Origin of the sequence: Streptomyces melanosporofaciens, assembly GCF_900105695.1 — a bacterium.
Classification (GTDB): domain Bacteria; phylum Actinomycetota; class Actinomycetes; order Streptomycetales; family Streptomycetaceae; genus Streptomyces; species Streptomyces antimycoticus.
Window position 1 is genome coordinate 5,078,188 of record NZ_FNST01000002.1, and the last position, 25,512, is coordinate 5,103,699.

At 72.0% G+C, this 25,512-nt stretch carries 23 protein-coding genes; 20 read left to right on the forward strand and 3 right to left on the reverse strand.

The window, feature by feature from the left end; translation table 11 throughout:
- The first annotated feature begins 68 nt into the window (after positions 1 to 68).
- Positions 69 to 1,487 carry a sugar porter family MFS transporter gene (locus tag BLV72_RS24880; protein ID WP_093464946.1) on the forward strand — a complete coding sequence of 473 codons (1,419 nt, stop codon included), beginning with the start codon at positions 69 to 71 and terminating at the stop codon, positions 1,485 to 1,487.
- 42 nt (positions 1,488 to 1,529) lie between these two features.
- Here BLV72_RS24880 and BLV72_RS24885 read toward each other — a convergent pair whose 3' ends face one another.
- Positions 1,530 to 2,516, reverse strand: a complete 987-nt coding sequence (locus BLV72_RS24885) for an LLM class flavin-dependent oxidoreductase (protein ID WP_093464948.1) — start codon at positions 2,514 to 2,516, stop codon at positions 1,530 to 1,532.
- A gap of 203 nt (positions 2,517 to 2,719) precedes the next feature.
- On the opposite strand from BLV72_RS24885, the gene BLV72_RS24890 reads away from it, so the two are divergent.
- From BLV72_RS24890 to ftsY, 5 genes are all read left to right on the forward strand, one after another.
- Positions 2,720 to 3,118 (forward strand): hypothetical protein, encoded by a 399-nt coding sequence (locus tag BLV72_RS24890; RefSeq protein WP_093464949.1) that lies wholly within the window; start codon positions 2,720 to 2,722, stop codon positions 3,116 to 3,118.
- A gap of 137 nt (positions 3,119 to 3,255) precedes the next feature.
- The gene (locus BLV72_RS24895) at positions 3,256 to 3,564 is read left to right on the forward strand and encodes a hypothetical protein (protein ID WP_093464951.1); all 309 of its coding nucleotides are present in this window, start codon (positions 3,256 to 3,258) and stop codon (positions 3,562 to 3,564) included.
- Between the two features lie 34 nt (positions 3,565 to 3,598).
- Positions 3,599 to 5,698: a sensor histidine kinase gene (locus BLV72_RS24900; RefSeq protein WP_093470526.1), complete on the forward strand. Its 2,100-nt coding sequence runs from the start codon at positions 3,599 to 3,601 to the stop codon at positions 5,696 to 5,698.
- A gap of 298 nt (positions 5,699 to 5,996) precedes the next feature.
- The gene (locus BLV72_RS24905; RefSeq protein WP_093464952.1) at positions 5,997 to 6,647 is read left to right on the forward strand and encodes a response regulator; all 651 of its coding nucleotides are present in this window, start codon (positions 5,997 to 5,999) and stop codon (positions 6,645 to 6,647) included.
- Between the two features lie 35 nt (positions 6,648 to 6,682).
- Positions 6,683 to 7,903, forward strand: coding sequence for a signal recognition particle-docking protein FtsY (gene ftsY, locus BLV72_RS24910; protein ID WP_093464954.1), 1,221 nt, complete (start codon positions 6,683 to 6,685; stop codon positions 7,901 to 7,903).
- Positions 7,904 to 8,124: 221 nt separating this feature from the next.
- Here the strand turns inward: ftsY and BLV72_RS24915 are convergent, their stop codons facing one another.
- Positions 8,125 to 8,796, reverse strand: coding sequence for a bifunctional DNA primase/polymerase (locus tag BLV72_RS24915; protein ID WP_093464955.1), 672 nt, complete (start codon positions 8,794 to 8,796; stop codon positions 8,125 to 8,127).
- A 450-nt stretch (positions 8,797 to 9,246) separates the two neighbouring features.
- On the opposite strand from BLV72_RS24915, the gene nsdA reads away from it, so the two are divergent.
- The 5 genes from nsdA (at position 9,247) to ffh (ending at position 17,068) form a co-directional block, all read left to right on the forward strand.
- A complete protein-coding gene (nsdA, locus tag BLV72_RS24920) occupies positions 9,247 to 10,761 on the forward strand; it encodes a transcriptional repressor NsdA (protein WP_093464956.1) in 1,515 nt (504 codons plus the stop codon).
- 206 nt (positions 10,762 to 10,967) lie between these two features.
- The gene (locus tag BLV72_RS24925) at positions 10,968 to 12,254 is read left to right on the forward strand and encodes an ammonium transporter (RefSeq protein ID WP_093464957.1); all 1,287 of its coding nucleotides are present in this window, start codon (positions 10,968 to 10,970) and stop codon (positions 12,252 to 12,254) included.
- Positions 12,251 to 12,589, forward strand: a complete 339-nt coding sequence (locus BLV72_RS24930) for a P-II family nitrogen regulator (protein WP_014055184.1) — start codon at positions 12,251 to 12,253, stop codon at positions 12,587 to 12,589. Before BLV72_RS24925 ends, BLV72_RS24930 begins: the two co-directional genes overlap by 4 nt.
- Positions 12,590 to 12,713: 124 nt before the next feature.
- Positions 12,714 to 15,308 carry a [protein-PII] uridylyltransferase gene (locus tag BLV72_RS24935; RefSeq protein WP_093464958.1) on the forward strand — a complete coding sequence of 865 codons (2,595 nt, stop codon included), beginning with the start codon at positions 12,714 to 12,716 and terminating at the stop codon, positions 15,306 to 15,308.
- A 215-nt stretch (positions 15,309 to 15,523) separates the two neighbouring features.
- Positions 15,524 to 17,068 carry a signal recognition particle protein gene (gene ffh / locus BLV72_RS24940; protein WP_093464960.1) on the forward strand — a complete coding sequence of 515 codons (1,545 nt, stop codon included), beginning with the start codon at positions 15,524 to 15,526 and terminating at the stop codon, positions 17,066 to 17,068.
- An 86-nt stretch (positions 17,069 to 17,154) separates the two neighbouring features.
- On the opposite strand, the gene BLV72_RS24945 is transcribed toward ffh, so the two are convergent.
- Complete coding sequence (locus BLV72_RS24945) at positions 17,155 to 18,045, reverse strand: methyltransferase domain-containing protein (RefSeq protein ID WP_093464961.1); 891 nt, start codon at positions 18,043 to 18,045, stop codon at positions 17,155 to 17,157.
- Between the two features lie 307 nt (positions 18,046 to 18,352).
- Between BLV72_RS24945 and proS the strand changes: the two genes are divergently transcribed.
- From proS to lepB (BLV72_RS24990), 9 genes are all read left to right on the forward strand, one after another.
- Positions 18,353 to 19,768, forward strand: coding sequence for a proline--tRNA ligase (gene proS / locus BLV72_RS24950; RefSeq protein ID WP_093464963.1), 1,416 nt, complete (start codon positions 18,353 to 18,355; stop codon positions 19,766 to 19,768).
- Positions 19,769 to 19,927: 159 nt separating this feature from the next.
- On the forward strand, positions 19,928 to 20,521 hold the full coding sequence (locus tag BLV72_RS24955) for a hypothetical protein (protein WP_014055189.1): 594 nt from the start codon (positions 19,928 to 19,930) through the stop codon (positions 20,519 to 20,521).
- Positions 20,522 to 20,676: 155 nt separating this feature from the next.
- Positions 20,677 to 21,120 carry a 30S ribosomal protein S16 gene (gene rpsP / locus BLV72_RS24960; protein ID WP_093464964.1) on the forward strand — a complete coding sequence of 148 codons (444 nt, stop codon included), beginning with the start codon at positions 20,677 to 20,679 and terminating at the stop codon, positions 21,118 to 21,120.
- A gap of 2 nt (positions 21,121 to 21,122) precedes the next feature.
- On the forward strand, positions 21,123 to 21,362 hold the full coding sequence (locus BLV72_RS24965; protein WP_003980229.1) for an RNA-binding protein: 240 nt from the start codon (positions 21,123 to 21,125) through the stop codon (positions 21,360 to 21,362).
- A gap of 81 nt (positions 21,363 to 21,443) precedes the next feature.
- Entirely contained in the window at positions 21,444 to 22,070 is a 627-nt protein-coding gene (gene rimM, locus BLV72_RS24970) for a ribosome maturation factor RimM (RefSeq protein WP_093470527.1), read from the forward strand.
- On the forward strand, positions 22,067 to 22,897 hold the full coding sequence (trmD, locus tag BLV72_RS24975; RefSeq protein WP_093464966.1) for a tRNA (guanosine(37)-N1)-methyltransferase TrmD: 831 nt from the start codon (positions 22,067 to 22,069) through the stop codon (positions 22,895 to 22,897). Before rimM ends, trmD begins: the two co-directional genes overlap by 4 nt.
- Before the next feature lie 132 nt (positions 22,898 to 23,029).
- Positions 23,030 to 23,380 (forward strand): 50S ribosomal protein L19, encoded by a 351-nt coding sequence (rplS, locus tag BLV72_RS24980; RefSeq protein WP_014055193.1) that lies wholly within the window; start codon positions 23,030 to 23,032, stop codon positions 23,378 to 23,380.
- 70 nt (positions 23,381 to 23,450) lie between these two features.
- Positions 23,451 to 24,287: a signal peptidase I gene (gene lepB, locus BLV72_RS24985; RefSeq protein ID WP_093464967.1), complete on the forward strand. Its 837-nt coding sequence runs from the start codon at positions 23,451 to 23,453 to the stop codon at positions 24,285 to 24,287.
- Positions 24,280 to 25,470, forward strand: coding sequence for a signal peptidase I (lepB, locus tag BLV72_RS24990; protein WP_167746400.1), 1,191 nt, complete (start codon positions 24,280 to 24,282; stop codon positions 25,468 to 25,470). The genes lepB (BLV72_RS24985) and lepB (BLV72_RS24990) overlap by 8 nt, the downstream gene beginning before the upstream one ends.
- Positions 25,471 to 25,512: the final 42 nt, after the last annotated feature.

The following is a 25,512-nucleotide window of genomic DNA, read 5'->3' on the forward strand; positions in this document are numbered from 1 at the left end:
CTCCGCTGGAAGGGCCAGCCGTCCCCCCACGTCCGGCAGCGTTGCCGGACGGGCGTCAGGAGTTCACGTTGTCCACCACCGTGCAGGCAGAGGGAGCCGAGGGCCGCAAGGCCCAGCCGGACCACCTCGGCCATGTCATCTTCATCACCGCCGCCGCCGCGATGGGTGGCTTTCTCTTCGGCTACGACAGCTCGGTGATCAACGGAGCGGTCGAAGCCATCCGGGGCAAGTACGACATCGGCTCCGCGGCCCTTGCCCAGGTCGTGGCCATCGCCCTGATCGGCTCGGCCATCGGCGCCGCCACCGCGGGCCGGATAGCCGACCGGATCGGCCGGATCCGCGTCATGCAGATCGCCGCCGCCCTCTTCACGATCAGCGCGGTCGGCTCGGCGCTGCCCTTCTCGCTGTGGGACCTGGCGATGTGGCGGGTGCTCGGCGGTATCGGCATCGGCATGGCCTCGGTGATCGGCCCGGCCTACATCGCCGAGGTCGCCCCGCCCGCCTACCGTGGCCGGCTCGCCTCGTTCCAGCAGGCCGCGATCGTCGTCGGCATCGCCATCTCCCAGCTCGTCAACTGGGGCATCCTCAACCTCGCCGACGGCGACCAGCGCGGCGAGATCGCCGGCCTGGAGGCCTGGCAGTGGATGCTCGGCGTCATGGTCATCCCCGCCGTCCTCTACGGGCTGCTGTCCTTCGCCATCCCCGAGTCGCCCCGCTTCCTGATCGCCGCCGGCCGGACCGAGCAGGCCAAGCAGGTCCTCGAAGAGGTCGAGGGCAAGACCGTGGACCTCGATGTGCGGGTCGCCGAGATCGACCGGGCCATGCGCAGTGAGGAGAAGTCCACCTTCAAGGACCTCCTCGGCGGCCGGTTCGGTCTGCTGCCCATCGTCTGGATCGGCATCGGGCTCTCGGTCTTCCAGCAGCTCGTCGGCATCAACGTGGCGTTCTACTACTCCTCGACGCTGTGGCAGTCCGTCGGCGTCGACCCGAGCAGCTCGTTCTTCTACTCCTTCACCACGTCGATCATCAACATCCTCGGCACCGTGATCGCGATGATCTTCGTCGACCGGATCGGCCGCAAGCCGCTCGCGCTCATCGGCTCCGTGGGCATGGCCGTCTCCCTCGGCCTGGTGGCCTGGGCCTTCTCGGCGCACCTGGTGGACGGCAAGCTGCCGCACGCCCAGGGTGTCCTCGCGCTGATCGCGGCCCACGCCTTCGTGCTCTTCTTCGCCCTCTCGTGGGGTGTGGTGGTCTGGGTCCTGCTCGGCGAGATGTTCCCGAACAAGATCCGCGCCGCGGCCCTCGGTGTCGCCGCCTCCGCCCAGTGGATCGCCAACTGGGCCATCACCGCCAGCTTCCCGAGCCTGTCGGAATGGAACCTGTCGGCCACGTACGTCATGTACACAGCCTTCGCTCTGCTCTCGATCCCGTTCATCCTCAAGTGGGTGCCGGAGACCAAGGGCAAGGCGTTGGAGGAGATGGGCTAACCCCCCCGCCGCCCACTCCTCGCACAGGAGAACTGCCCCGCCTCAGTCCTTGAGGCGGGGCAGCACTCGTTCCGCGAACAGCCGCAGGGACCGCCAGCCCTCCTCCACCGGCATCCCCCCGCACAGCGGATGGAGCACCAGGCTCGCCGGCTCGCCGCCCTCCGCCGCGTACGCGACGCACTCCTCGGGGGTGACGATGCGGTAGACGCCCTCGCTGCGCAGCGCCGCCAGGTCCTCGGCCCGGGAACGCACCGCCGAGCGCACCGTGCCCTGCTGCCAGGAGGCATACCTGCGCGCCTCGTACAGCAGATGGCTGCCGTACCGCGCCCAGGCCCGGTCCGGATCCTCGGACAGATGCAGCAGCGGGGTGGCCGCCGGGGGCATCAGACACCAGCCCTCGGTGCCGTACTCCGCCCGCCGCGCGTGGTAGTACGCCTCCAGCTCCGGCAGATGCGCGCTCGGGAAGAACGGCAGGCCGAGGCGGGCCGCCCGGCGGGCCGCCGCCTGCGAACTGCCGCCGACCAGCAGCGGCGGATGCGGCCGGGTGTACGGGCGCGGGGTGATCCGGACGGTGCGGCCCCGGTAGTCGAAGGGCTCACCCGTCCAGGCCGCGAGCAGCGTCTCCAGCGCCTCGTCCTGCAGCACCCCGCGCCGCTTCCAGTCCTTGTCCTGGGCCGCGTACTCCTCCGGCCGGTAGCCGATCCCCGCCACCGTGATCAGCCGCCCGCCACTGGCCAGATCCAGCACGGCGAGGTCCTCGGCCAGCCGCAGCGGGTCGTACAGCGGCGCGATCAGCGCCGAGAGGGTGACGGTGATCCGGCGGGTGGCGCCCAGCAGCGTGCCCGCGAAGGGCAGCGGGGCGGGCAGCCAGTTGTCGGGAGAGCCGTGGTGCTCCTCGGTCTGGAGGGTGGAGATGCCCCGCTCATCGGCGAAGGACGCCATTTCGAGGGCGGCGCGGTACCGCTCGGACAGGCTGCGCGGGGTCGCGTCGGGATCGACGAGGTTGAGGCGTACGACCGTGACGGGCATGGCGGATGTCCTCCTTCGTCGCGGATGCGGCAGCCGGACCGTAGCTGACGGGCCGTCAAATCGCCACCCGCTTGGGCCGTTCGGTCCACCGACCGGGCATGGCCGGGACGGATGACTCATGTGCCTGGGACGCGGGGCGGCCGATCGTAAGAGTCGGCCCGCCCCATGGGCCGCAGCCCACAACGCCAACTGAGGAGGGGTGCGTGACCATCAGCACGGGGGAATCACTCATCACCGCGGCCGACATCGACGACCTCATCGTCCGGGTCCGGCTGACCGCGGGCGACCCCGGGGACCTGGAATCCGCCAAGGCCGCGCTCTTCTCCCGCGCCGCCCCGGACCCCGAGGCCGCGCGACTCATCCGGCAGCGGCTGCTGGTGACCGCCCTGCACCACGGGGGCGCACTGCTGGCCAAGCTGCTCAGCCGGCTGAGCCCCCGCGAAACCGCGATGGTGCGCCGGTACGCACACCGGCTCGCCAACTTCCTGGACGCGCTGGAGGTCTGGGCGGCGCAGCCCATCATGCTCGCCCTGATGCGCTTCGGACTGCCTTACGAAGAGGCCGAGACGATCGCCGTCGCCGTGCTGGTGCTCGTGTGGTGAGCATCCGGCCCCGGCGCCGCCGACGGGATACGGAACGGGGGTGCTAGGAGGTCACCGGTTCGGGTGGGGCGCGGCAACCGCGCACTTTCACGGCCGCGGCGGCGGGTAGGGCTCGGGCGAGACCAAGGAGAACGACCATGCGCCCTACCCGAATCCGCACGGTGATCGCACTCGGCCTGAGCGCCGGGGCCGTCGTGTGGACCGCGGCCGCCTCACCCGCCACCGCCTCCTCCCCGGCCGCCACGTCCGAGGACACCGCCTGGCGGGAGGCGGGGCACTACGACACCACCGCGGCCTGCAAGCGCGCGGGCAAGGCGGGCATCGAGCGGCACAAGTGGGACGAGTACAAGTGCCGACCCGGCCGCAACGACAACTACGTCACGCTGTGGGCCAGAGGCGGCTCCCGCGTGGCGCGCGCCCTGACCGCCGGGCCGGCCGCCGGCTGAGATGCGACATGCCGCACTGCCGAAGGACCGCGCCGTGCGCGCCGCGGGCGGGGTATCGGCGCTGATCGTGGTGGTCCTGGCCGGATGGGTGGCCGGGATGCTGAGGGTCAACGACCAGTGGCTCGCGCTCGCCTATCCCCACCCCCGGGGCGCCACCGTGCTGACCCGGGTCGCCGTGGGCGTCCCGGTGCTGGGCGTCGGAGTACTGCTGCTGGCCGAGCGCGAGGCCCGGCGCTACGGCGGCGTCCTGCTGGTGGCCGGCGGCCTGTGGCTGCTGCCCTCGGCCGCGGCCGGTCTGCTGGGCCTGGCCGACCTGGGCACCACGGGCGCCGTACTGTCCCTGCTGCTCGCCGCCGCCAAGATGGCCTGCCGCCCGCTGACCGTACTGCTGCTGCCGCTGTGGCTGTTCCCCCGGGGCGGGCGCCGCCGGTGGCAGTGGTGGGTGATCAGCATGGGCGCGTCCGGCTACTGGCTGGGGTACGCGGGGCTGTGGCTGATCAGCGAGCCCCGGGTGGGCTCCGTGCTCAACCCGGCGTTCGCCACCGCGGGCGGCCAGTGGGCCTTCGACCACCTCGACACCTACGCCGAGGCCGAACCCTGGGTGCTGCGCAGCGTCGCGGCGGCCGTGACCGCCGCCCTGTGCTGCCGCGCCGCCCTCTCACGCGGCGCCGAGCGGCGCGACTGGGCACTGCTGGCCACCGCCTATCCCGCCTGTGTCTCACTCCTCCTCTCCCAGTGGGGCGAGGGCGTGCCCACCATCGTGGCCCGCACCATCGGCAGCGCCGTATGGGCCGCCGCGATCTGCCTCGGCGTCGCCCGCACCGGCATATGGCGGCTGGACCGCTCCACCAGCCACCGCCTCGCCCGCGCCTTCGTGCTCACCTCACTGGCGGCCGTCGTGGTCTGCGCGGTCGTCGCCGTCCAGGCCGGACTCCCCTCCGTAAGAAGCGGGGCCACCACCGTCACCGCCGGATGCGCCCTCGTACTCGGCTGGGGCCTGCGGCCCAGCGCCCGCTGGCTCACCCTCTGCGTCGAGCGCGCCTTCTACGGGCCCCGGGCCCGCCCGCACGAAGCGGTGAGCGCCCTCGCCGTACGGCTGCAACAGGCACCGCACCCCGGCGAGGTGCCCCAGCAGATCTGCCGCAGCGCCGTGGAGGACCTCGGCGTATCCGGCGCCGCCGTCAGCGTCGACACCCGCGCCGGGCCCCGGCGGCTGGCCTCCGAGGGGGCCCAGCTGACCGGCCCGGTCCAGACGTTCGTGCTGCGCCACCACGGCCGCACCGTCGGCCGCCTGGAGGTCTCCCGCGACGGCTCCGGCACCCCGGCGGAGCGCGACAGCGGACTGCTCTCCCTCCTCGCCGACCAGGCCGCCCCCGCGCTCGCCGCGCTGCGCCTGGCCGAGGAGGCCCAGGCCGCCCGGGAGCGGCTGGTGCTCGCGCGCGAAGAGGAGCGCCGTCGGCTGCGCCGGGAGATCCACGACGGACTCGGCCCCCAACTGGCCGCCGTAAGGCTGCGCCTGGACATCGCGCAGACCTCCTGTCCGCCCGGCCACCCCGCCACCCCGCAACTGTGCGAGGCCGCCGAGACGCTCGCCGAGGCCCTGGTCGAGGTGCGGCGGATCACCGCGGGCCTGGCCCCTGCCGCGCTGGCCGAGCGCGGACTGGCCGGTGCGGTCCGGGACCTGGCGCACCGGCTGGGCGTCGCCGGACTACGGGTCAGCGTGGCCAGCCGCCCCGCGGCGCTGCCTCCGCTGTCGCCCGGCGTCGAGACGGCCGCGTACCGGATCGCGGCGGAGTCGCTGACCAACGCCGTACGACACGCCAGGGCGCGCCAGGTGAGCGTCGAGCTGACCGCGGGCCCGGACACCCTGGAGGTCAAGGTCACCGACGACGGGAGCGGGCTGCGCGAGACCGCGGTGCCCGGTGTGGGTCTCGCGTCGGTCACCGAACGGGCCGAGGAGATCGGCGGCTCCTGCTCGGTGGCCGGATCGGCGACCGGCACGGTCGTGCACGCGGTACTGCCGCTCGCCGGACCGGGCGAACACGGGAACCCCGAGGAGCACCGGAAGCCCACGGGCCACGAGGCGTGCCGGGCGCTGCTCAAGACGAGCAGACCGATGAGCCGGGCGCCTTAGGCGGCGTGGGGTCTCGGGGTGCCGTACAGATTCCGGACGCTTGGCCTTACCGGCCGGGGACCTCCCAGCGGCAAGTAAGACGGGTCGAAGGGTGCCCTGGCGCATTGGGCGCTGGGGTCTTCCGGCGAGAGAGCCGAAGGGGCGCGTCGCTGTCGAAGGGGAGAGCGCGCGCAGGGAGCGAGGGCTGCGATCGATATGCGGCTCCGCCGCGTGGGCGACCGAGCACGGTCGACCGTCGACAGCGACTGGAGCGCCCCGGAGGCGAACCGAGCCCCAAAAAAGAAGGGAGCTGTAGAGCGTGGCGCAGTGGCGGGTGCTGTTGGTGGACGATCATCCCCTGTTCCGTGAGGGGCTGGCCGCCGCCGTCAATCTCGATGACGCGTTCGCCGTGGTCGGTCAGGCGGCCTGCGCGGACGGTGCGATCGCCGAGGCCGTGCGCACCGGTCCGGATCTGGTGGTGATGGATCTCGGGCTGCCGGGCCGGTCCGGTCTGGAGGCGACGCGGCGGATCCTGTGCGATCACCCCGAGATCCGGGTGCTGGTCATGACGATGTCGGAGGACGACGACAGTCTGCTGGCCGCCGTGCGCGCGGGGGCCCGCGGCTATCTGCTCAAGGGCGCGGGCCGGGACGAGATCCTGCGGGCGCTGCACACCGTGGCGCGGGGCGGCGCGGTGTTCAGCCCGCGGATGGCGGAGCGGCTCGGGGCGCTGGTCGGCGCCTCGGGTTCGGCGTCCGCCAAGGAGGCGTTCCCGACGTTGACGGCCCGGGAGCGGGAGGTGCTGGACCTGCTGGCGGCCGGTCTCGGCTACCGGCAGATCGCCCAGCGGCTGGTGGTCACCGACAAGACGGTGCGCAATCACGTCGGCTCGATCTTCGCCAAGCTCCAAGTGCGCGACCGCGCCCAGGCGATCGTGCGCGCCCGGCAGGCCGGGCTGGGAGGCGAATGACTCGCTCCCCCTCGTGGCTGATACTGGGGGGCGTTATGGAATACCTCATCCTTGCCGTAGTCATCGCTGTGGTCGCGGTCGCCGCGATCAGCGGGCTCGTGATCAGCGGCCGCAAGAAGAAGCGGCTGCCCCCGCCCCCGCCCAGCAGCCCCACCGTCACCGCGCCGCCCGCCGAGCCGCACGTCGGCGAGGAGGCCGAAACCCCGCGTGAGGAACCACGCAGAACCATCGAGGAGGTGGACCTTCCGGGGACCGAGGCCCCGGCCGCGGAGGCACCCGCGGCCGCCCCGCCCGAGGTCCCGCCGCTTGAGGTCCCGGAGCCGACCGCCGGCCGGCTGGTCCGGCTGCGCGCCCGGCTGTCCCGCTCCCAGACCACTTTGGGCAAGGGGCTGCTGACGCTGCTGTCCCGGGAGCACCTCGACGACGAGACCTGGGAGGAGATCGAGGACACGCTGCTGACCGCCGACGTCGGTGTGGCTCCGACCGAGGAGCTGGTCGAGCGGCTGCGGGAGCGCGTCCGGGTGCTCGGCACCCGTAGCCCCGAGGAACTGCGCGCTCTGCTGCGCGAGGAGCTGCTGCGCCTCATCGGCACCGAGGCCGACCGTTCGGTGCACACCGAGAGCGGTGTGGGCGCGAACGGCGAGGAGAAGCCGGGCGTCGTCATGGTCGTCGGCGTCAATGGCACCGGTAAGACCACCACGACCGGCAAGCTGGCCCGGGTGCTCGTCGCCGACGGCAAGTCCGTGGTGCTGGGCGCGGCCGACACCTTCCGCGCGGCCGCCGCCGATCAGCTGCAGACCTGGGGCGAGCGGGTCGGCGCCCGTACGGTCCGGGGTCCGGAGGCCGGTGACCCGGCGTCGGTCGCCTTCGACGCGGTGAAGGAGGGCATCGCGGAGAGCGCGGATGTCGTCCTGATCGACACCGCCGGGCGGCTGCACACCAAGACCGGTCTGATGGACGAGCTGGGCAAGGTCAAGCGGGTCGTGGAGAAGCACGGCGCGGTGGACGAGGTGCTGCTGGTCCTCGACGCCACGACCGGGCAGAACGGCCTGGTGCAGGCGCGGGTGTTCGCGGAGGTCGTGGACATCACCGGCATCGTGCTGACCAAGCTGGACGGCACCGCCAAGGGCGGCATCGTCGTCGCGGTCCAGCGTGAGCTGAAGGTCCCGGTCAAGCTGGTGGGGCTGGGCGAGGGCGCGGACGATCTCGCGCCGTTCGAGCCGGAGGCGTTCGTCGACGCGCTGATCGGCGGCTGAGGCCGTGGTGGGGGATCACCCGTATCGCGCCGGACGGGCCGGGGTCGACTCCCGGCCCGTCCGGCGTTCGCGTACGGCTTTCACAGCGCCCGCGCACGGGGCGCCCCGCATACGGGCACAGCGCTCGCGTACGCAGCGCTCGCGTACGGTGCGCCCGCGTACGGGGCGCTCGGCTAAACAGAGCCCGCGTACGGGCGCTCGCGCAAGAGGAGAGCGCTCCCTCAGGCCCCGGCCCGGTGGCTCAGATAGGCGAGGGTGCCCAGGACCAGCCGGGCGTGCGGTGGGCGGCCCGCGGTGTCGAGGGTCGGCGGGCGCAGCCAGCGGACCGGTCCGAGGCCGCCGAGGTCCGAGGGTGGGGCGGTGATGTGGTCGCCCGGGCCCAGACAGCGCAGATCGAGGTCGGCGTCGTCCCAGCCCATGCGGTACAGCAGCTCGGGCAGTTCGGCGGCGGCGCCGGGGGCGACGAAGAACTGGGCGCGCCCGTGCGGGGTGACGGCCACCGGGCCGAGGGGCAGCCCCATCCGCTCCAGCCGGACCAGGGCGTGTCCGCCCGCGTACTCCGCGACCTCCAGGACGTCGAACGAGCGGCCCACGGGCAGCAGCACGGCCGCCCCGGGGACCTGCTCCCACGCGGCCGTGGCGGCGTCGAGCGTGGCGCCCGCCGGGACGCCGGGGGCGAAGGAGAGCGGATGCGCGCCGGGGGAGGGACAGCCGTGGTCACCGCATGAACATTCGTTTCTGCCGCCCCCCGAGCTCCGTGCCGCCCGCGCGCCCGGTACTACGTCCCAGCCCCACAGACCGGTGTACTCCGCCACCGTCGTGGACTCGGACGTACGGCCGCGGCGCCGTGAGCCGGACCGCATGTCCCGGTTGCCGCCGATCGTGAAGCCCATGCCCCCTCCAACGGGTTCCGCTCTGGATGGTTACGAACCGGAACGTCGCGATGACGCTCCGTCGCCGACGAGGCGCGGCAGAGTGCGCTCCGATGTGACGGAGGTGGTGAGGCGCGACCCGTGCGCCCCTGCTTGCACCCCTTCACCTGTTCCCGTCGCCCCGGTGTCAAGTGAATCGTGCGAACCGGCAACCGGGTTCATTCGAAGGGGTGGCGAATGGTGGCGTTTTCGGGAACCGCCTCGCCGGGGGCGTGATCGTAGGATTACTTTCAGTGCGCAGTCCCTGGATGTGGTGCTCGCTCGAACGCGAGCTGACGACGGGCGGAGTACGGATCGGTACATGCCCCTGGCATGAGGCGGTTCCCTGTCGGGACGGTTGATACGTCGCATCCCGGGGACAACTGACCGTGACAGAAGGCATTCTGGTGGCGGTTCGGGAAGATTCGTGGGATGGGGGCGTTCCGGGTGGACGACAGCGGCGGCGGTGCTGGGAAGCGCCCCAATGCGCAACTGCAGTCGTGGTTCGTGCGCAGCGGCTGGTCGAAGGGGGAGCTGGCGCGCCAAGTCAACCGCAGGGCACGGCAGTTAGGCGCCCACCACATCAGCACGGATACCTCGCGGGTGCGCCGCTGGCTGGACGGCGAGCAGCCCCGGGAGCCGATTCCGCAGATTCTCTCGGAGTTGTTCTCCGAGCGCTTCGGCTGTGTGGTGGGTATCGAGGACCTCGGGCTGCGCGCCGTCCACCGGTCACCGTCCGTGTCCGGTGTGGATCTTCCCTGGGCCGGGCCCGAAACGGTGGCGCTGATCGGCGAGTTCTCCCGCAGCGATCTGATGCTCGCCCGCCGCGGCTTCCTCGGCACCTCGCTCTCGCTGTCCGCGGGCCCCGCCCTCATCGAGCCCATGCAGCGCTGGCTGGTGCCCTCCACGAGCGGACAGCCCGGCGGCGCCAAGGCGGCGGACGGCGGGCGCGCGCGCCGGGTCTCCCGGCTCTCCGAGCCGGAGCTCGAGCTGCTGGAGTCCACCATCGTGATGTTCCGCGCCTGGGACGCCCAGTGCGGCGGCGGGCTGCGCCGCAAGGCGGTGGTCGGCCAGCTGCACGAGGTCACCGACCTGCTCCAGGAGCCCCATCCGGAGGCGGTCTCCCGGCGGCTGTTCAAGGTCGCGGGCGAGCTCGCCCAGCTGGCCGGGTGGATGAGCTATGACGTCGGGCTCCAGCCCACCGCGCAGAAGTACTTCGTGCTCGCCCTCCACGCCGCCAAGGAGTCCGGGGACCGCCCCCTCGGCTCGTACATCCTCTCCGGCATGAGCCGCCAGATGATCCACGTCGGCCGGCCCGACGACGCGCTGGAGCTGATCCACCTCGCGCAGTACGGCAGCCGGGAGAACGCCACCCCGCGCACCCAGGCCATGCTGTATGCGATGGAGGCCCGCGCCTACGCCAATATGGGCCAGCCCAGCAAATGCCACCGCGCGGTGAAGATGGCCGAGGACACCTTCGCCGACTGCGCCAAGGGCGACGGCGACCCCGACTGGATCCGCTTCTTCTCCGAGGCCGAGCTCAACGCGGAGAACGCCCACTCCTACCGCGATCTCGCCTATGTCGCCGGCCGCAGCCCCACCTACGCCAAGATGGCCGACCCGGTGATGCGCCAGGCCGTGAAGCTCTTCGGCCAGGAGACGGAGAACGACGCGGGCCCCCAGCGTTCGTATGCGCTCAACCTGATCGGCATGGCCACCGTCCATCTCCTCCAGAAGGAGCCCGAGCAGGCCGCCGAGGTCGCAGGCCAGGCGCTGCCGCTCGCCAAGCGCGTGCGCTCGGAGCGGGTCAACAACCGGCTGCGCAAGACCGTGGACACGGCGGTGCGTCACTTCGGCGACGTGCCTCAGATCGCCGATCTCGGCGAGCGGCTGGCCACCCTCATGCCCGACACCCCGGGAGCGGCAGGGCCCGGCCAGGCCGTCTGAGCGGTCCCGGCGGTGGTTGCGACACGGTAACGGAGGGCTCCGCCCTGACAGCCGCGGTTCATCGGCACGTAACACTCCCGCGGCCTTCGTCACTGTGGTGAAACATCGGGCGGCATCGGCTGAAACGGTGCTGCGCCAACCTCGAGGCGAATACCGGCCCCCGATGTCCTGCCCGCACGGGCCGTCGTTTCGAGGAGACGTCCACATTGAATGGCGCAAATACCGCGTTCGTATTGATCAGCGCCGCGCTCGTGATGCTGATGACCCCCGGCCTGGCCTTCTTCTACGGCGGCATGGTGCGGGTGAAGAGCGCCCTGAACATGCTGATGATGTCCTTCATCTCGCTCGGTGTCGTCTCGCTGCTGTGGGTGCTGTTCGGCTACTCGCTCACCTTCGGCGATGACATCGGCGGCGGGCTGCTGGGCAATCTCGACCACATCGGCTTCCAGGGCATCGAGCCGACGTCGCTGTGGGGCGAGAAGCCCGACGCGATCCCGGTCCTGGCCTTCGCGCTCTTCCAGCTGATGTTCGCGGTGATCACCCCCGCGCTGATCAGCGGAGCCGTCGCCGACCGCGTCAAGTTCGGCGCCTGGGCGCTGTTCATCACGGTGTGGACCACGGTCGTCTACTTCCCGGTGGCCCACTGGGTCTGGCAGGCCGACGGCTGGCTGTTCAAGAAGGAGGTCATCGACTTCGCGGGCGGCACGGCGGTCCACATCAACGCGGGGGCCGCGGGCCTGGCCGTGGCCCTGGTGCTGGGCAAGCGCATCGGCTTCAAGAAGGACCCGATGCGCCCGCACAACCTGCCGCTGGTGATGCTCGGCTCCGGTCTGCTGTGGTTCGGCTGGTTCGGCTTCAACGCCGGCTCCGCCCTCGCCGCCAATGGGACCGCCGCCAACATGGCCTTCAACACCCAGGTCGCCACCGGTGTCGCGATGCTCGGCTGGCTCGCCTACGAGCGCATCCGGCACGGCGCGTTCACCACGCTGGGCGCCGCCTCCGGCGCGGTCGCGGGCCTCGTCGCCATCACCCCCTCGGGCGCGGCGGTGAACGCCTGGGGCGCCATCGTGATCGGCCTGGTGGCCGGTGTCGTCTGCTCCTGGGCCGTCAGCCTCAAGTACAAGCTGGGCTACGACGACTCGCTCGACGTGGTCGGGGTGCACCTGGTCGGCGGTCTCATCGGCACCCTCCTGGTCGGCGTCCTGGCCACCGACGGCGTCGGCGGCGCGGCCCAGCTGGGCAAGCAGGCGCTCGGCGCCTTCACGGTGCTGCTCTACTCCTTCGTCGTCTCCTGGCTCCTCGCCAAGCTCATCGACGTGACCATCGGCTTCCGGGCCAGTGAGGACGAGGAGCTCGGCGGCATCGACCAGGCGTTCCACGCCGAGACCGCCTATGACTTCAGCGCGGTGGGCGGATCCGCCCGTAGTACGGTGCCCGCCGCGACCGGCGCGTCCGCGCCGCAGAAGCCGCACAACAAGAAGGTGGACGCGTGAAGCTCATCACCGCAGTCGTGAAGCCGCACCGGCTCGACGAGATCAAGGAAGCGCTGCAGGCGTTCGGCGTCCAGGGCCTGACCGTCACCGAGGCCAGCGGCTACGGCCGTCAGCGTGGCCACACCGAGGTCTACCGGGGCGCGGAGTACACCGTCGACCTGGTGCCCAAGGTGCGCATAGAGGTGCTGGTCGAGGACGAGGACGCCGATGACCTCGTCGATGTCGTGGTCAAGGCCGCGCGCACCGGAAAGATCGGGGACGGCAAGGTCTGGAGCGTCCCCGTCGAGACCGCCGTCCGGGTCCGCACCGGGGAGCGCGGCCCGGACGCCCTCTGAGGGCCGGGGCCGGGACGCTCGCTGGGGGCCGCGGCCCGGGCGCCCTCCGAGGGCCGGGGCCCGGCCGCCCTCCAAGGGCCCGGCACGAGCCGGACAACCAGTCGCACGCTGACAGGGAGCCGAGTTGACGGAAAGCCTCGAGACCACGACCGACACCACCGACTCGGGGCCCGGCGGCTACGCGGCGGCCCGGCTGCGACTCCTCCAGGAGGGGTCGCGGTCCGGGCCGCCGCGCCGTTCCGCCCTGGCCGAACTCACCGACCAGTGGCTGGCCGCGCTGCTCACCGGCGGGACGCAGACCGCCGGGATCGGCCGGGGCGTCGCCCTGGTGGCGGTCGGCGGCTACGGACGCGGCGAACTCTCCCCGCGCAGCGACCTCGATGTGCTGCTGCTGCACGACGGCTCCGCCGACCGCTCGGCGCTCGCCGCGCTCGCCGACCACCTCTGGTACCCGGTCTGGGACATGGGCCTCGCCCTCGACCACTCGGTGCGCACCCCCGACGAGGCCCGCGCGACCGCCGCCGAGGATCTGAAGGTCCAGCTCGGCCTGCTCGACGCACGCCATATCGCGGGCGACCAGGCGCTCACCGCCGATCTGCGCACCACCGTCCTCGCCGACTGGCGCGCCCAGGCCCCCCGGCGGCTGCCCGAACTCCACGCGCTGTGCCAGGAGCGCGCCGAGCGCCACGGTGAGCTGCAGTTCCTGCTCGAACCCGACCTGAAGGAGGCCCGCGGCGGGCTCCGCGACGCCACCGCGCTGCGCGCCATCGCCGCCTCCTGGCTCGCCGACGCGCCCCGCGAGGGCCTCGACGACGCGCGGCGGCGGCTGCTGGACGCCCGCGACGCGCTCCATCTGTCCACCGGCCGCGCCGCCGACCGCCTCGCGCTCCAGGAGCAGGACCAGGTCGCGGCCGCCCTCGGGCTGCTGGACGCCGACGCCCTGCTGCGCCAGATCTACGAATCCGCCCGGGTCATCTCCTACGCGAGCGATGTCACCTGGCGCGAGGTCGAGCGGGTGCTGCGCGCCCGCTCGGCCGCCCGGCCCCGGCTGCGCGGACTGCTCGGCGGCCGCGGCGGGCGCTCGGGCGGCCGTGGGGGCGCCGCGGACGCGGGGGAGCGCAGCCCGCTCGCCGAGGGCGTCGTGGAACAGGACGGCGAGGTGGTGCTGGCCCGCACCGCGCGCCCCGACCGCGACCCCGTGCTCACCCTGCGGGCCGCCGCGGCCGCCGCCCAGGCCGGACTTCCGCTGTCGCCGCACGCCGTAAGGCGGCTGTCCACCGCCGCCCGGCCGCTGCCCGTGCCGTGGCCGCCCGAGGCCAGGGAGCAACTGATCACGCTGCTGGGCGCGGGCGAGTCCACCGTCGGCGTGTGGGAGGCCCTGGAGGCCGAAGGACTGATCACCCGGCTGCTGCCGGACTGGGAGCGGGTGCGCTGCCGTCCGCAGCGCAACGCCGTCCACCGCTGGACCGTGGACCGGCATCTGGTCGAGACCGCGGTCCGGGCCAGCGCGCTCAGCCGCCGGGTCGGCCGCCCCGATCTGCTGCTGGTCGCCGCCCTGCTGCACGACATCGGCAAGGGCTGGCCCGGCGACCACTCGGTGGCCGGGGAGACCATCGCCCGCGATGTCGCCGCCCGCATCGGCTTCGACCGCGCGGACGTCGCGGTCCTCGCCACCCTCGTACGCCACCATCTGCTGCTCGTCGAGACCGCCACCCGGCGCGACCTGGACGACCCGGCCACGGTGCGCTCGGTCGCCGAGGCCGTCGGCGGCGCCACCACCCTGGAACTGCTGCACGCCCTCACCGAGGCCGACGCGCTCGCCACCGGCCCCGCGGCCTGGAGCGCCTGGCGCGGCTCCCTCGTCGCCGACCTGGTCAAGCGGGTCGCGGCAGTGCTCGCGGGCGAACCCGCCGACGACTGGTCCACCCCGCAGCAGACGACGGCCGAACAGGAACGCCTCGCGATCGAGGCATGGCGCACCGGCGGCCCGGTACTGGCCCTGCACGCACGCTCCGAGGCGCTGGCACCGGGCGAGACGGGCGGCCTCCTCACCGACGGCCTCCTTACGGCCGCCGCCGAAGGGCGTCCCGAGGACGAGAGCACCGCCCCCGAGCCGATCGGCGTGGAACTGCTCATCGCCGTCCCCGACCAGCCCGGCGTCCTGCACACAGCGGCCGGCGTCCTGGCCCTGCACCGCCTTACCGTGCGCGCGGCGGACCTGCGCGCTCTGGAACTGCCGTCGGAGCTGGACGCGGCGGGCGCGGCGGCCGGGGTGCTGCTGCTGAGCTGGCGGGTCGCCGCCGAGTACGGTTCGCTGCCACAGGCCGCCCGACTGCGGAACGACCTGCTCCGCGCCCTGGACGGCTCGCTCGACATCGTCGCCCGCCTGGCCGAGCGCGAGGCCGCCTACCGCAAGTACCCCCGCCGCCGCGGCGTGCACGCCCCGCCACCACGGGTGACGGTCGCACCCGGCGGCTCCCAGCTCGCCACCGTGATCGAGGTCCGCGCCCAGGACGCCCCCGGCCTGCTGCACCGAATCGGCCGTGCCCTGGAGCACACCGGCGTCGCGGTACGCAGCGCCCACGTCTCCACCCTCGGCGCCAACGCCGTGGATGCGTTTTATGTCACGGACAACTCCGGCGCCCCCCTGAAGCCCATGCGAGCGGCCGAGGTGGCTCAGAAGGTGGAGCGAGCACTGACCAGCCCGTCCGACACCTGAGACTCCCCAGCCCCTCCGGCGTTTGAGGAGCGGGGTCCGGGGCGGAGCCCCCGGAACGGGGCCCGGGGCGCAGCCCCGGTTCGGGAAGGGGCGGGGTGGGGGAAGACACCCCGCCCGGACGTCGCACGCCCGGGGGCAGACCGTTCCCGCGACGGGCGGATACCCTTGGAGGCCGACCACCGACCCGACATCCGACCGAAGGATTCGCGACCACCGTGTTCGATACCCTCTCCGATCGCCTCGCAGCGACTTTCAAGAACCTCCGGGGCAAGGGACGCCTCAGCGAGGCGGACATCGACGCCACGGCACGCGAGATCCGGATCGCCCTGCTCGAGGCCGACGTGGCGCTGCCCGTCGTCCGGTCGTTCATCAAGCAGGTCAAGGAGCGGAGCCTCGGGGCCGAGGTCTCCCAGGCGCTCAACCCCGCCCAGCAGGTCATCAAGATCGTCAACGAGGAGCTGATCGGCATCCTCGGCGGCGAGGCGCGGCGCCTCCGCTTCGCCAAGCAGCCGCCGACCGTGATCATGCTCGCGGGTCTGCAGGGTGCCGGTAAGACCACGCTCGCCGGAAAGCTCGGCCGCTGGCTGAAGGGCCAGGGCCACGCCCCGCTGCTCGTCGCCTGTGACCTCCAGCGCCCCAACGCCGTCAACCAGCTCTCGGTGGTCGCGGAGCGGGCCGGCGTCGCCGTCTTCGCCCCCGAGCCGGGCAACGGCGTCGGCGACCCGGTCAAGGTGGCGCAGGACTCGATCGAGTTCGCCAAGACCAAGCAGCACGACGTCGTGATCGTCGACACCGCGGGCCGCCTCGGTATCGACGAGGAGCTGATGCGGCAGGCCGCCGACATCCGCGACGCCGTCAGCCCGGACGAGGTCCTCTTCGTCGTCGACGCGATGATCGGCCAGGACGCGGTGAACACCGCGGAGGCGTTCCGCGACGGCGTCGGCTTCGACGGTGTGGTGCTCTCCAAGCTGGACGGCGACGCGCGCGGTGGTGCCGCGCTGTCCATCGCGCATGTCACCGGCCGCCAGATCATGTTCGCCTCCAACGGCGAGAAGCTGGACGACTTCGACGCGTTCCACCCGGACCGCATGGCGTCCCGCATCCTCGGCATGGGCGACATGCTCAGCCTGATCGAGAAGGCCGAGCAGACCTTCAGCCAGCAAGAGGCCGAGAAGATGGCGGCCAAGCTGGCGAAGGGCCCCAAGGAGTTCACGCTCGACGACTTCCTGGCGCAGATGGAGCAGGTCCGCAAGATGGGCTCCATCTCCAAGCTGCTCGGCATGCTGCCGGGCATGGGCCAGATGAAGGACCAGATCAACAACCTGGACGAGCGGGAAGTGGACCGCACCGCGGCCATCATCAAGTCGATGACCCCGGGCGAGCGCCAGGACCCCACGATCATCAACGGCTCGCGCCGCGCCCGTATCGCCCGCGGTTCCGGCGTCGAGGTGAGCGCGGTCAAGAACCTGGTGGAGCGGTTCTTCGACGCACGCAAGATGATGTCGAAGATGGCCCAGGGCGGCATGCCGGGGATGCCCGGGATGCCGGGTATGCCGGGCGTCGGTGGCGGCGGCAAGCGCAAGGGCAAGCAGCAGAAGAAGGCCAAGGGCAAGCAGCGCTCGGGCAACCCCATGAAGCGCAAGGCCGATGAGCAGGCCGCGGCGGCGCGCCGCGAGCAGGGCGGCGCGTTCGGGCTGCCCGCCGGACAGGACGGCCAGGACTTCGAACTCCCCGACGAGTTCAAGAAGTTCATGGGCTGAGCCGCCCCGGCCCCCGAGGCGTCCCCGTACGAACGAACCGTAAGGCCCCTGCGTACACCGTCAGGGGCCTTACGTGACGGTCCCGTTCAGACGCGGCAGATCAGATAGCGGAAGACGTTCGGCATCCACACCGTGCCGTCCGCGCGTTGATGCGGATGGAGCGCCTCGGTGATCTCCTTGCGGACCTGGATCGGATCCGTGACCTGCTCCGCCGCGTCGAACAGCCGCGTCGACAGCAGCCCGCGCACCGCGCTGTCCATGTCGGCGTACCCGAACGGGCAGGCCACCCGGCCCGATCCGTCGGGCCGCAGCCCGGCCGGCGCGGCCAGTTCCTCCAGGTCGTCGCGGCCGCACGGCCGCCAGCGGGCGGGAGGGGGCACCTCCCGGTGGTGGCTGGGGGAGTCCATCGGATCGGCGAGCCGGTCGCCCACCCGCAGCACCCCGGAGGTGGCGCAGCGCTCCGGCGGTCCCCATCCGGCGAGCACCACGGCCCCGCCGCGTTCGGTGCGCGCCGCGGCGGCCGCGAGGGTGGACACCGCCGCCCCGGGGCCCGCCGCGCCCAGGGCCGACAGCGGCTCGAAGGCGGTCACCACCGTGAAGGCCGACTCCGCCGCGGCCTCCTGTACGCAGGGGCTCTCCGGGCCGCCGAGGCCCAGCCGGGTGGGCAGTGCCGGGCCGCCCGGCGCGCCCACGGCCGTCAGCCGCTCGCGCGCGAGGTCCAGGCGCCGCTCGTCCGTGTCCACCCCGCAGACCGTGGCGCCGCGCGCGGCCGCCATGAGGAGGGCGAGCCCGGAGCCGCAGCCCAGGCCCAGCAGTCGGGTCCCGGCGCCGACGTCCAGCCGTTCGTACACGGCCTCGTACAGCGGGACCAGCATCCGCTCCTGGATCTCCGCCCAGTCGCGGGTGCGAGCGTGGGCGTCCGTCGTTCGCGACGAGGAGGGGTGCGGGCGATGCCGCTGTACGAGCGTAAATGTCATCGAAAGGGCCCCAATCAGCGAAGAGCAGTGCCGTCGTCAGATTCGGTGTCACATCCGCCGTTGTGCGGTGTGACGTCCCACCCCCAAATGCCAGGGAACTCCGCATCCGTCCCCGCGTCCAGAGGTTTCACGGCCGTGCTTGCGTGCCCCCTTTGTGCGCCCCCGCGCACCTGTGCGTACGTCTCGCTCCCGAACCGCCCCCTGACCTCCGCCGGGCCGGCGGCCGGTGGCGGGCGATGGCCGGCACTGATCGGCTCGTTTTTGCTTGATTCACAGTTCGGTACCCCGCCGCCGTACGATCGGCGCCATGGCCAAGACTCCCGTGCTCACCCCGCGGTCGGAGGACTTCCCCCGCTGGTACCAGGATGTGATCAACAAGGCCGAGCTGGCCGACAACGGCCCGGTGCGCGGCACCATGGTGATCCGACCGTATGGGTACGGGCTGTGGGAGCGGATGCAGCAGGACATGGACGCCCGCATCAAGGCGGTCGGCGTCCAGAACGCGTACTTCCCGCTCTTCATCCCGCAGTCGTATCTGGCCAAGGAAGCCGATCACGTCGAGGGGTTCGCGCCGGAGCTCGCGGTCGTCACCCATGGCGGCGGTAAGGAGCTGGAGGAGCCGGTCGTCGTCCGGCCCACCTCCGAGACGATCGTCAACGAGTACTTCTCCAAGTGGGTGCAGAGCTACCGCGATCTGCCGCTGCTGATCAACCAGTGGGCCAATGTGGTGCGTTGGGAGCTACGGCCGCGGCTGTTCCTGCGGACGACCGAGTTCCTGTGGCAGGAGGGGCACACCGCGCACGCGTCGTACGAGGACGCCAGGGACTTCGCCGCCCGGATCCACCGCGAGGTCTACGCCCGGTTCATGGAGGACGTCCTGGCGATGGACGTGGTGCTGGGCCGCAAGACCGCCCGGGAGCGGTTCGCCGGCGCCCTCAACACCCTCACCCTCGAAGGGATGATGGGCGACGGCAAGGCGCTGCAGCTGGGCACCAGCCATGAGCTCGGTCAGAACTTCGCCCGGGCCTTCCACACCAGCTATCTGTCCAAGGACGGCGAGCAGGAGCTGGTCTGGCAGACCTCCTGGGGCAGCACGACCCGGATGGTCGGCGCGCTGGTGATGATGCACGGCGACGACAACGGCCTGCGGATCCCGCCGAGGCTGGCCCCGATCCAGGTCGTGGTGCTGGCGATCAAGGGCGACGACTCGGTGCTCGCCAAGGTCCGCGAGATCGGCGAGCTGCTCACCGCGGCGGGCGTGCGGGTCCATGTCGACGACCGTACGGACACCCCCTTCGGCCGGCGCGCGGTCGACTGGGAACTCAAGGGCGTGCCGGTCCGGGTCGAGGTCGGCCCGCGCGACCTGGAGGGCGGCACCGCGATGGTGGCCCGGCGGATCCCCGGCGGCAAGGAGCCGGTGCGTGCCGAACTGCTGCCGGAGCTGCTGCCCAAGGTCCTGGAGGAGGACCAGGCGCTGCTGCTGCGGCAGGCCCGTGAGCGCCGTAAGGCGCGCACCACGGAGGTGGCGACCATGGAGGAGGCCGCCGAGGCCGCGGCCGCGGGCGGCTGGGCCCGCATCCGGTGGGCGGACCTGGGGCCGGAGGGCGAGGCGGCGCTCGCGGAGCGGTCCGTGTCGGTCCGGTGTCTGATCACCGAGGACGGGGCGGTGCCGGACGCCGATGACGCGCCGGGTAACGTCGCCATCGTCGCGAGGGCCTACTGAGGCGGTACGTACCGGCTTGATGCACGGTGCGTGGCTCATCCACACATTTACGCACCCGCCCCTCGTCGTCGTACATCACCGTGAACTGACTGGTACGTGCAAATTATTTGGGATGCCCCGGAATCGGAACACCGGACCGGTCCTGCTCGTTAGCACGACGTGAGCACGACACCACCTGTTCTCGCCGCAGAGCTGGCGCAGGCGTGGGCCGATATTCAACGGCACCACTCCGAGCTGCCGGATCTCGCCGCGCCCGAATCGCTGATCGGAGAGTCGTCGTCCGCATGTGGCGCCGAGCTCTCCTTCGAACGGCTGCTGCATGAGGCAGTCCATGGGATCGCCGCCGCCCGCGGTGTCCGTGACACCTCACGCGCCGGCCGCTACCACAACCGCCGGTTCCTGGCGATCGCCGAGGAGCTGGGGCTCGACCACCCGGAGGAGCCGCATCCCAGTAGCGGCTTCTCGCTGGTCACCCTCAGCCCCGAGGCGAGAAAGCGGTACCGGACCACGATCGACCGTCTCCAGCGCGCGCTGAAGGCACACACCGTGGCGACCACCGCCGAGACCTCCCGCACCTTCCGCGGGCCCGCCGCGCGACACGGCTCGTCCGGTGGCGGCGTCCGGGTCAAGGCGGTGTGCGACTGCGGGCGCAATGTCCGGGTCGTCCCGTCGGTGCTGGCCCAGGCACCGATCATGTGCGGTGGATGCGGTAAGCCCTTCCGTATTCCGGAGGCGGTGGCCGCGGTCGGCTGACCTGTCCCGGTGTGGCAGAATGGTCTGCTGTACTCGACAGCCGACCAGGACCCCTCTCTCCTCCGGCTGACGCGTCCATCGGGCACTCGGGTACCGCAACCCCACGCGGCACGTCGCAGTGCTCAACCACGTCAAGACCAGGAGACACCACTTCCGTGGCAGTCAAGATCAAGCTGAAGCGTCTGGGCAAGATCCGTTCGCCTCACTACCGCATCGTCGTCGCCGACTCCCGCACCCGCCGTGACGGCCGGGCGATCGAGGAGATCGGCCTGTACCACCCGGTGCAGAACCCGTCGCGCATCGAGGTCGACTCGGAGCGTGTGCAGCACTGGCTGAAGGTCGGCGCGCAGCCGACCGAGCCCGTGCTGGCCATCCTGAAGGTCACCGGCGACTGGCAGCAGTTCAAGGGTCTGCCCGCCCCGGCTCCGATGAAGGTCGCCGAGCCGAAGGCCGACAAGCGCGCCCTGTTCGAGGCGGCCGCCAAGGACGCCGGTGACGAGCCGAAGGGTGAGGCGATCACCCAGAAGGCGAAGAAGGCCGAGAAGAAGTCGGACGAGGCGGCTGAGTCCGCTGAGTCCACCGCGTCGACTGAGGCCTGAGGATGCTCGAGGAGGCCCTCGAGCACCTGGTGAAGGGCATCGTCGACAACCCCGACGACGTGCAGGTGGCCTCGCGCACCCTGCGGCGTGGGCGTGTGCTGGAGGTCCGGGTGCACCCCGATGACCTCGGCAAGGTGATCGGCCGCAACGGCCGCACCGCACGCGCCCTGCGCACCGTTGTGGGCGCCATCGGCGGCCGCGGGATCCGCGTCGACCTCGTCGACGTCGATCAGGTCCGCTGAGGCGATCAAGAAGAGCACCGGCACGGGCCGGGGAGGGCTTTGGGCCGTCCCCGGCCCGTGTGTGTGAAGGGACATCGCATCGTGCAGTTGGTTGTCGCGCGGATCGGCCGTGCCCATGGCATCAAGGGCGAGGTCACCGTCGAGGTGCGGACGGACGAGCCGGAGCTGCGGCTCGGCCCGGGTGCCGTGCTGACCACCGAGCCCGCCTCGGCCGGGCCGCTGACCATCGAGTCCGGCCGGGTGCACAGCGGCCGGCTGCTGCTGCGCTTCGAGGGCGTACGCGACCGCAGCGCCGCGGAGGCGCTGCGCAACACCCTGCTGATCGCGGAGGTCGACCCCGAGGAACTCCCCGAGGACCCCGAGGAGTTCTACGACCACCAGCTGATCGACATCGACGTGGTCACCGTGGACGGCACCGAGGTCGGGAGGGTCTCCGAGATCTCCCATCTGCCGTACCAGGACCTGCTGATCGTGAAGCGCCCCGACGGGGGCGAGGTGATGATCCCGTTCGTCTCCGAGTTCGTGCCGGAGATCGATCTGGAGGAGCAGCGCGCCGTGATCGACCCGCCGCCGGGCCTGCTCGACGAGGCCGAGGCGGAGATCGCGGGCAGCCGTAAGGACGAGGCCGCGAGCGGCCGTGAGAAGGACGAGACCGACGGCGGCCGTAAGGACGACAGCGCGGGCGGGCGTGAGGACGATCCGTCATGAGGCTCGACGTCGTCACGATCTTCCCCGAGTACCTGGAGCCGCTGAACGTCTCGCTGGTCGGCAAGGCACGCGCCCGCGGCCAACTCGATGTGCGGGTCCACGATCTGCGCGGCTTCACGCACGACCGGCACAACACGGTCGACGACACCCCGTACGGCGGCGGCCCCGGCATGGTCATGAAGCCCGAGCCCTGGGGCGAGGCGCTTGACTCGATCATGGCGTCGGGCGAGGCGGAGGGGCTGGTCAAGCCCACGCTGATCGTGCCGACCCCGAGCGGCCGTCCGTTCACCCAGGCCCTGGCCGTCGAGCTCGCCGAGCGCCCCTGGCTGGTCTTCACGCCCGCCCGCTACGAGGGCATCGACCGTCGGGTGATCGAGGAGTACGGCGAGCGGCTCGAGGTGCACGAGGTCTCGATCGGCGATTATGTGCTGGCCGGCGGCGAGGCCGCGGTGCTGGTGATCACCGAGGCGGTGGCCCGGCTGCTGCCGGGTGTGCTGGGCAACGCCGAGTCGCATCGCGACGACTCCTTCGCCCCCGGCGCGATGGCCGATCTCCTGGAGGGGCCCGTCTACACCAAGCCCCCCGAGTGGCGCGGCCGCTCCATCCCGGAGGTGCTGATCAGCGGCCACCACGGCAGGGTCGGCCGCTGGCGCCGCGACGAGGCGTTCCGCCGCACCAGCGAGAACCGCCCCGATCTGATCGAGCGCTGCGACCCCTCGACGCTCGACAAGCACGACCGCGCGCTCCTGGCCGAGCTGGGCTGGGAGGAGCTGCCCGGGACCGGTGGGGCCCGATTTGGGCGGCCGGACCGGGCCGTGGAAGAATAGGCCGCTGCCGTACGTCCGGGTGTGCGCCCCTGCCACAGGGGGACCGACGCCCACCCGATGAGGGCGGCACTCCGAATCATCATCCGATATGCCGCTGATGACCTGTGGCATCAGCGAGGAAAGCAGACGATCATGTCTCACCTGCTCGACACCGTCGACTCCGCGTCGCTGCGCAGCGACATCCCGACCTTCCGCCCCGGCGACACGGTCAACGTCCACGTCCGCGTCATCGAGGGCAACCGCTCCCGTGTCCAGCAGTTCAAGGGCGTCGTCATCCGCCGCCAGGGCTCCGGTGTCCGCGAGACCTTCACCGTCCGCAAGGTGAGCTTCAGCGTCGGCGTGGAGCGCACCTTCCCGGTGCACACCCCGATCGTCGAGAAGATCGAGGTCGTCACCCGCGGTGATGTGCGCCGGGCGAAGCTGTACTACCTGCGCGACCTCCGCGGCAAGGCCGCCAAGATCAAGGAGAAGCGCGACAACTGATCGCGGCGATTTTGCGCGACTACTGAGCTACCGCCGGATCATCCGGCCGGGCCGGATAGGCTCTGGCCCGATGGACACCGAAGGACAGCTCGCGGAGCGCGACCGCTCCCGGGGCTCCGAGAAGGAGCACGAGGGGCGGTCGCGCTCTTCGCGTGCTCCGGCGCGGGCCGGGGAGCCCTCGTCCGCCGGGCGGCTGCCGCAATGGCTGGCCGGCGGCGGGCGATGGCGGCGCGGAGCGCTGCTCGCGGCCGCTTGCGCCGCGCTCGTGCTGCTGGTGAGCGGCTTGGTACTGCAGCCGTTCCTGATCCCCAGCGGTTCGATGGAGAACACCCTTCGTCCCGGGGACCGGGTGCTGGTGAACAAGCTCGCCTACCGTTTCGGGGACGATCCGCGCCGCGGCGACGTTGTCGTGTTCGACGGAGCCGGTTCCTTCGGCGAGGAGGGGCCGTCCGGAAACCCGGTGACCGGTCTGCTGCGCAAGGCTGCCGCGGCGGTCGGGCTGGCCGAACCGGCCGAGTCCGACTACGTGAAGCGCGTGGTGGGCATCGGTGGTGACCGGGTCACCTGCTGCGACAAGCGGGGGAGGATCGAGGTGAACGGCCGGCCGGTGGACGAGCGCTATCTGCACCCCGGGGACAGCCCCTCGCGGGTGCCCTTCGACATCGTCGTGCCCGAGGGGCGGCTGTGGGTGATGGGCGACCACCGCGGCGCCTCCCGGGACTCACGCGACTACCTGGGCGCACCGGGCGGGGGCACGGTCCCCGTCGACAAGGTGATCGGCCGCGCCGCATGGATCGGCTGGCCGTTCGGCCGCTGGTCCGGTGTCCCCCGTACGGACGCCTTCGAGGGCGTGCCCGCGGCGCCCGGCGCCATATCCTCCGACGCCCCCGGTGGTGCCCATGGGTAGCCGCGGGCGGCCTCGGGCCAAGGCGCGCCGGACGGTGGATCCGCCCGCCGGTGTGGACGCCACCCGTGCGCCGGGCGAGCGCCGGGTCGGCGGGCGCGCGGAGCGGCGCAGGATCCAGCGCCGTATCAAGCGCAGGCGGCGCCGTTCGGCCGTCAAGGAGATACCGATCCTGGTGGGCGTGGCGCTGGTGATCGCGCTCGTCCTGAAGACCTTCCTGGTGCAGGCGTTCGTCATTCCGTCCGGTTCGATGGAGCAGACCATCCGGATCGGCGACCGGGTGCTGGTGGACAAGTTCACCCCGTGGTTCGGCTCGAAGCCGGAGCGCGGCGATGTGGTGGTGTTCAAGGACCCCGGGGGCTGGCTGGATGACGAGCGCAAGCCCCCCAAGGACGACCCGCCGGTCATCAAGCAGGGCAAGGAGTTCCTGACCTTCATCGGCCTGCTGCCGTCCAGCGACGAGCAGGACCTGATCAAGCGAGTGGTCGCGGTGGGCGGCGACACCGTGGCGTGCTGCGATACGAACGGTAAGGTCACCGTCAACGGGACCCCGCTGAACGAGCCGTATCTGCACCCCGGGAACCCGCCGTCGCAGCGGCAGTTCAAGGTGACCGTCCCTCAGGGGCGGATGTTCGTCATGGGGGATCACCGGTCCAATTCGGCCGACTCCCGCGTCCATCTCGACGAGCCTTATCAGGGCACGGTCCCGGACAACATGGTGGTCGGCCGCGCCGTGGTGATCGCCTGGCCGTTCGGGCATATGCGGCGGCTCGAGGAGCCGGACACCTACGCTTCCGTCAAGGACGCGCCGAGTGGGGCGACACAGGCCGAGGGCGCGGCGCATAGGCTGTCCCCCATGGATCAGCAAGGAATGGTCCAGCTCCCGACCCCTGCGGAACTCCCGCTCGTTATGGGAGTGGTGATCCTGCGCCGTTCGTGGGGCAGGCGGCAGTCAGGCGTGAGGAGTGGATGTGGGGGATTTGGCGGTCGGCGCACGATCCGGTCACGAAGAGCCCGAGAGGCAGCCCGGGGCGACGGGAGAGCACCCCACGGACGGGACGGACGAGGCGCCCGAAGCCGGTGCACCCACGGACAAGACGGCTGCCCGCCCCAGGGCGTCGGACCCGCACGGAGCCGATGGCGGGGGGGAACCCTCCGGCCCCCCGGACGGACCCGGCGCCACTGACCCGTCCGGGCCCGAGGACGGGGCGTCGGCGAAGCCGGGCCC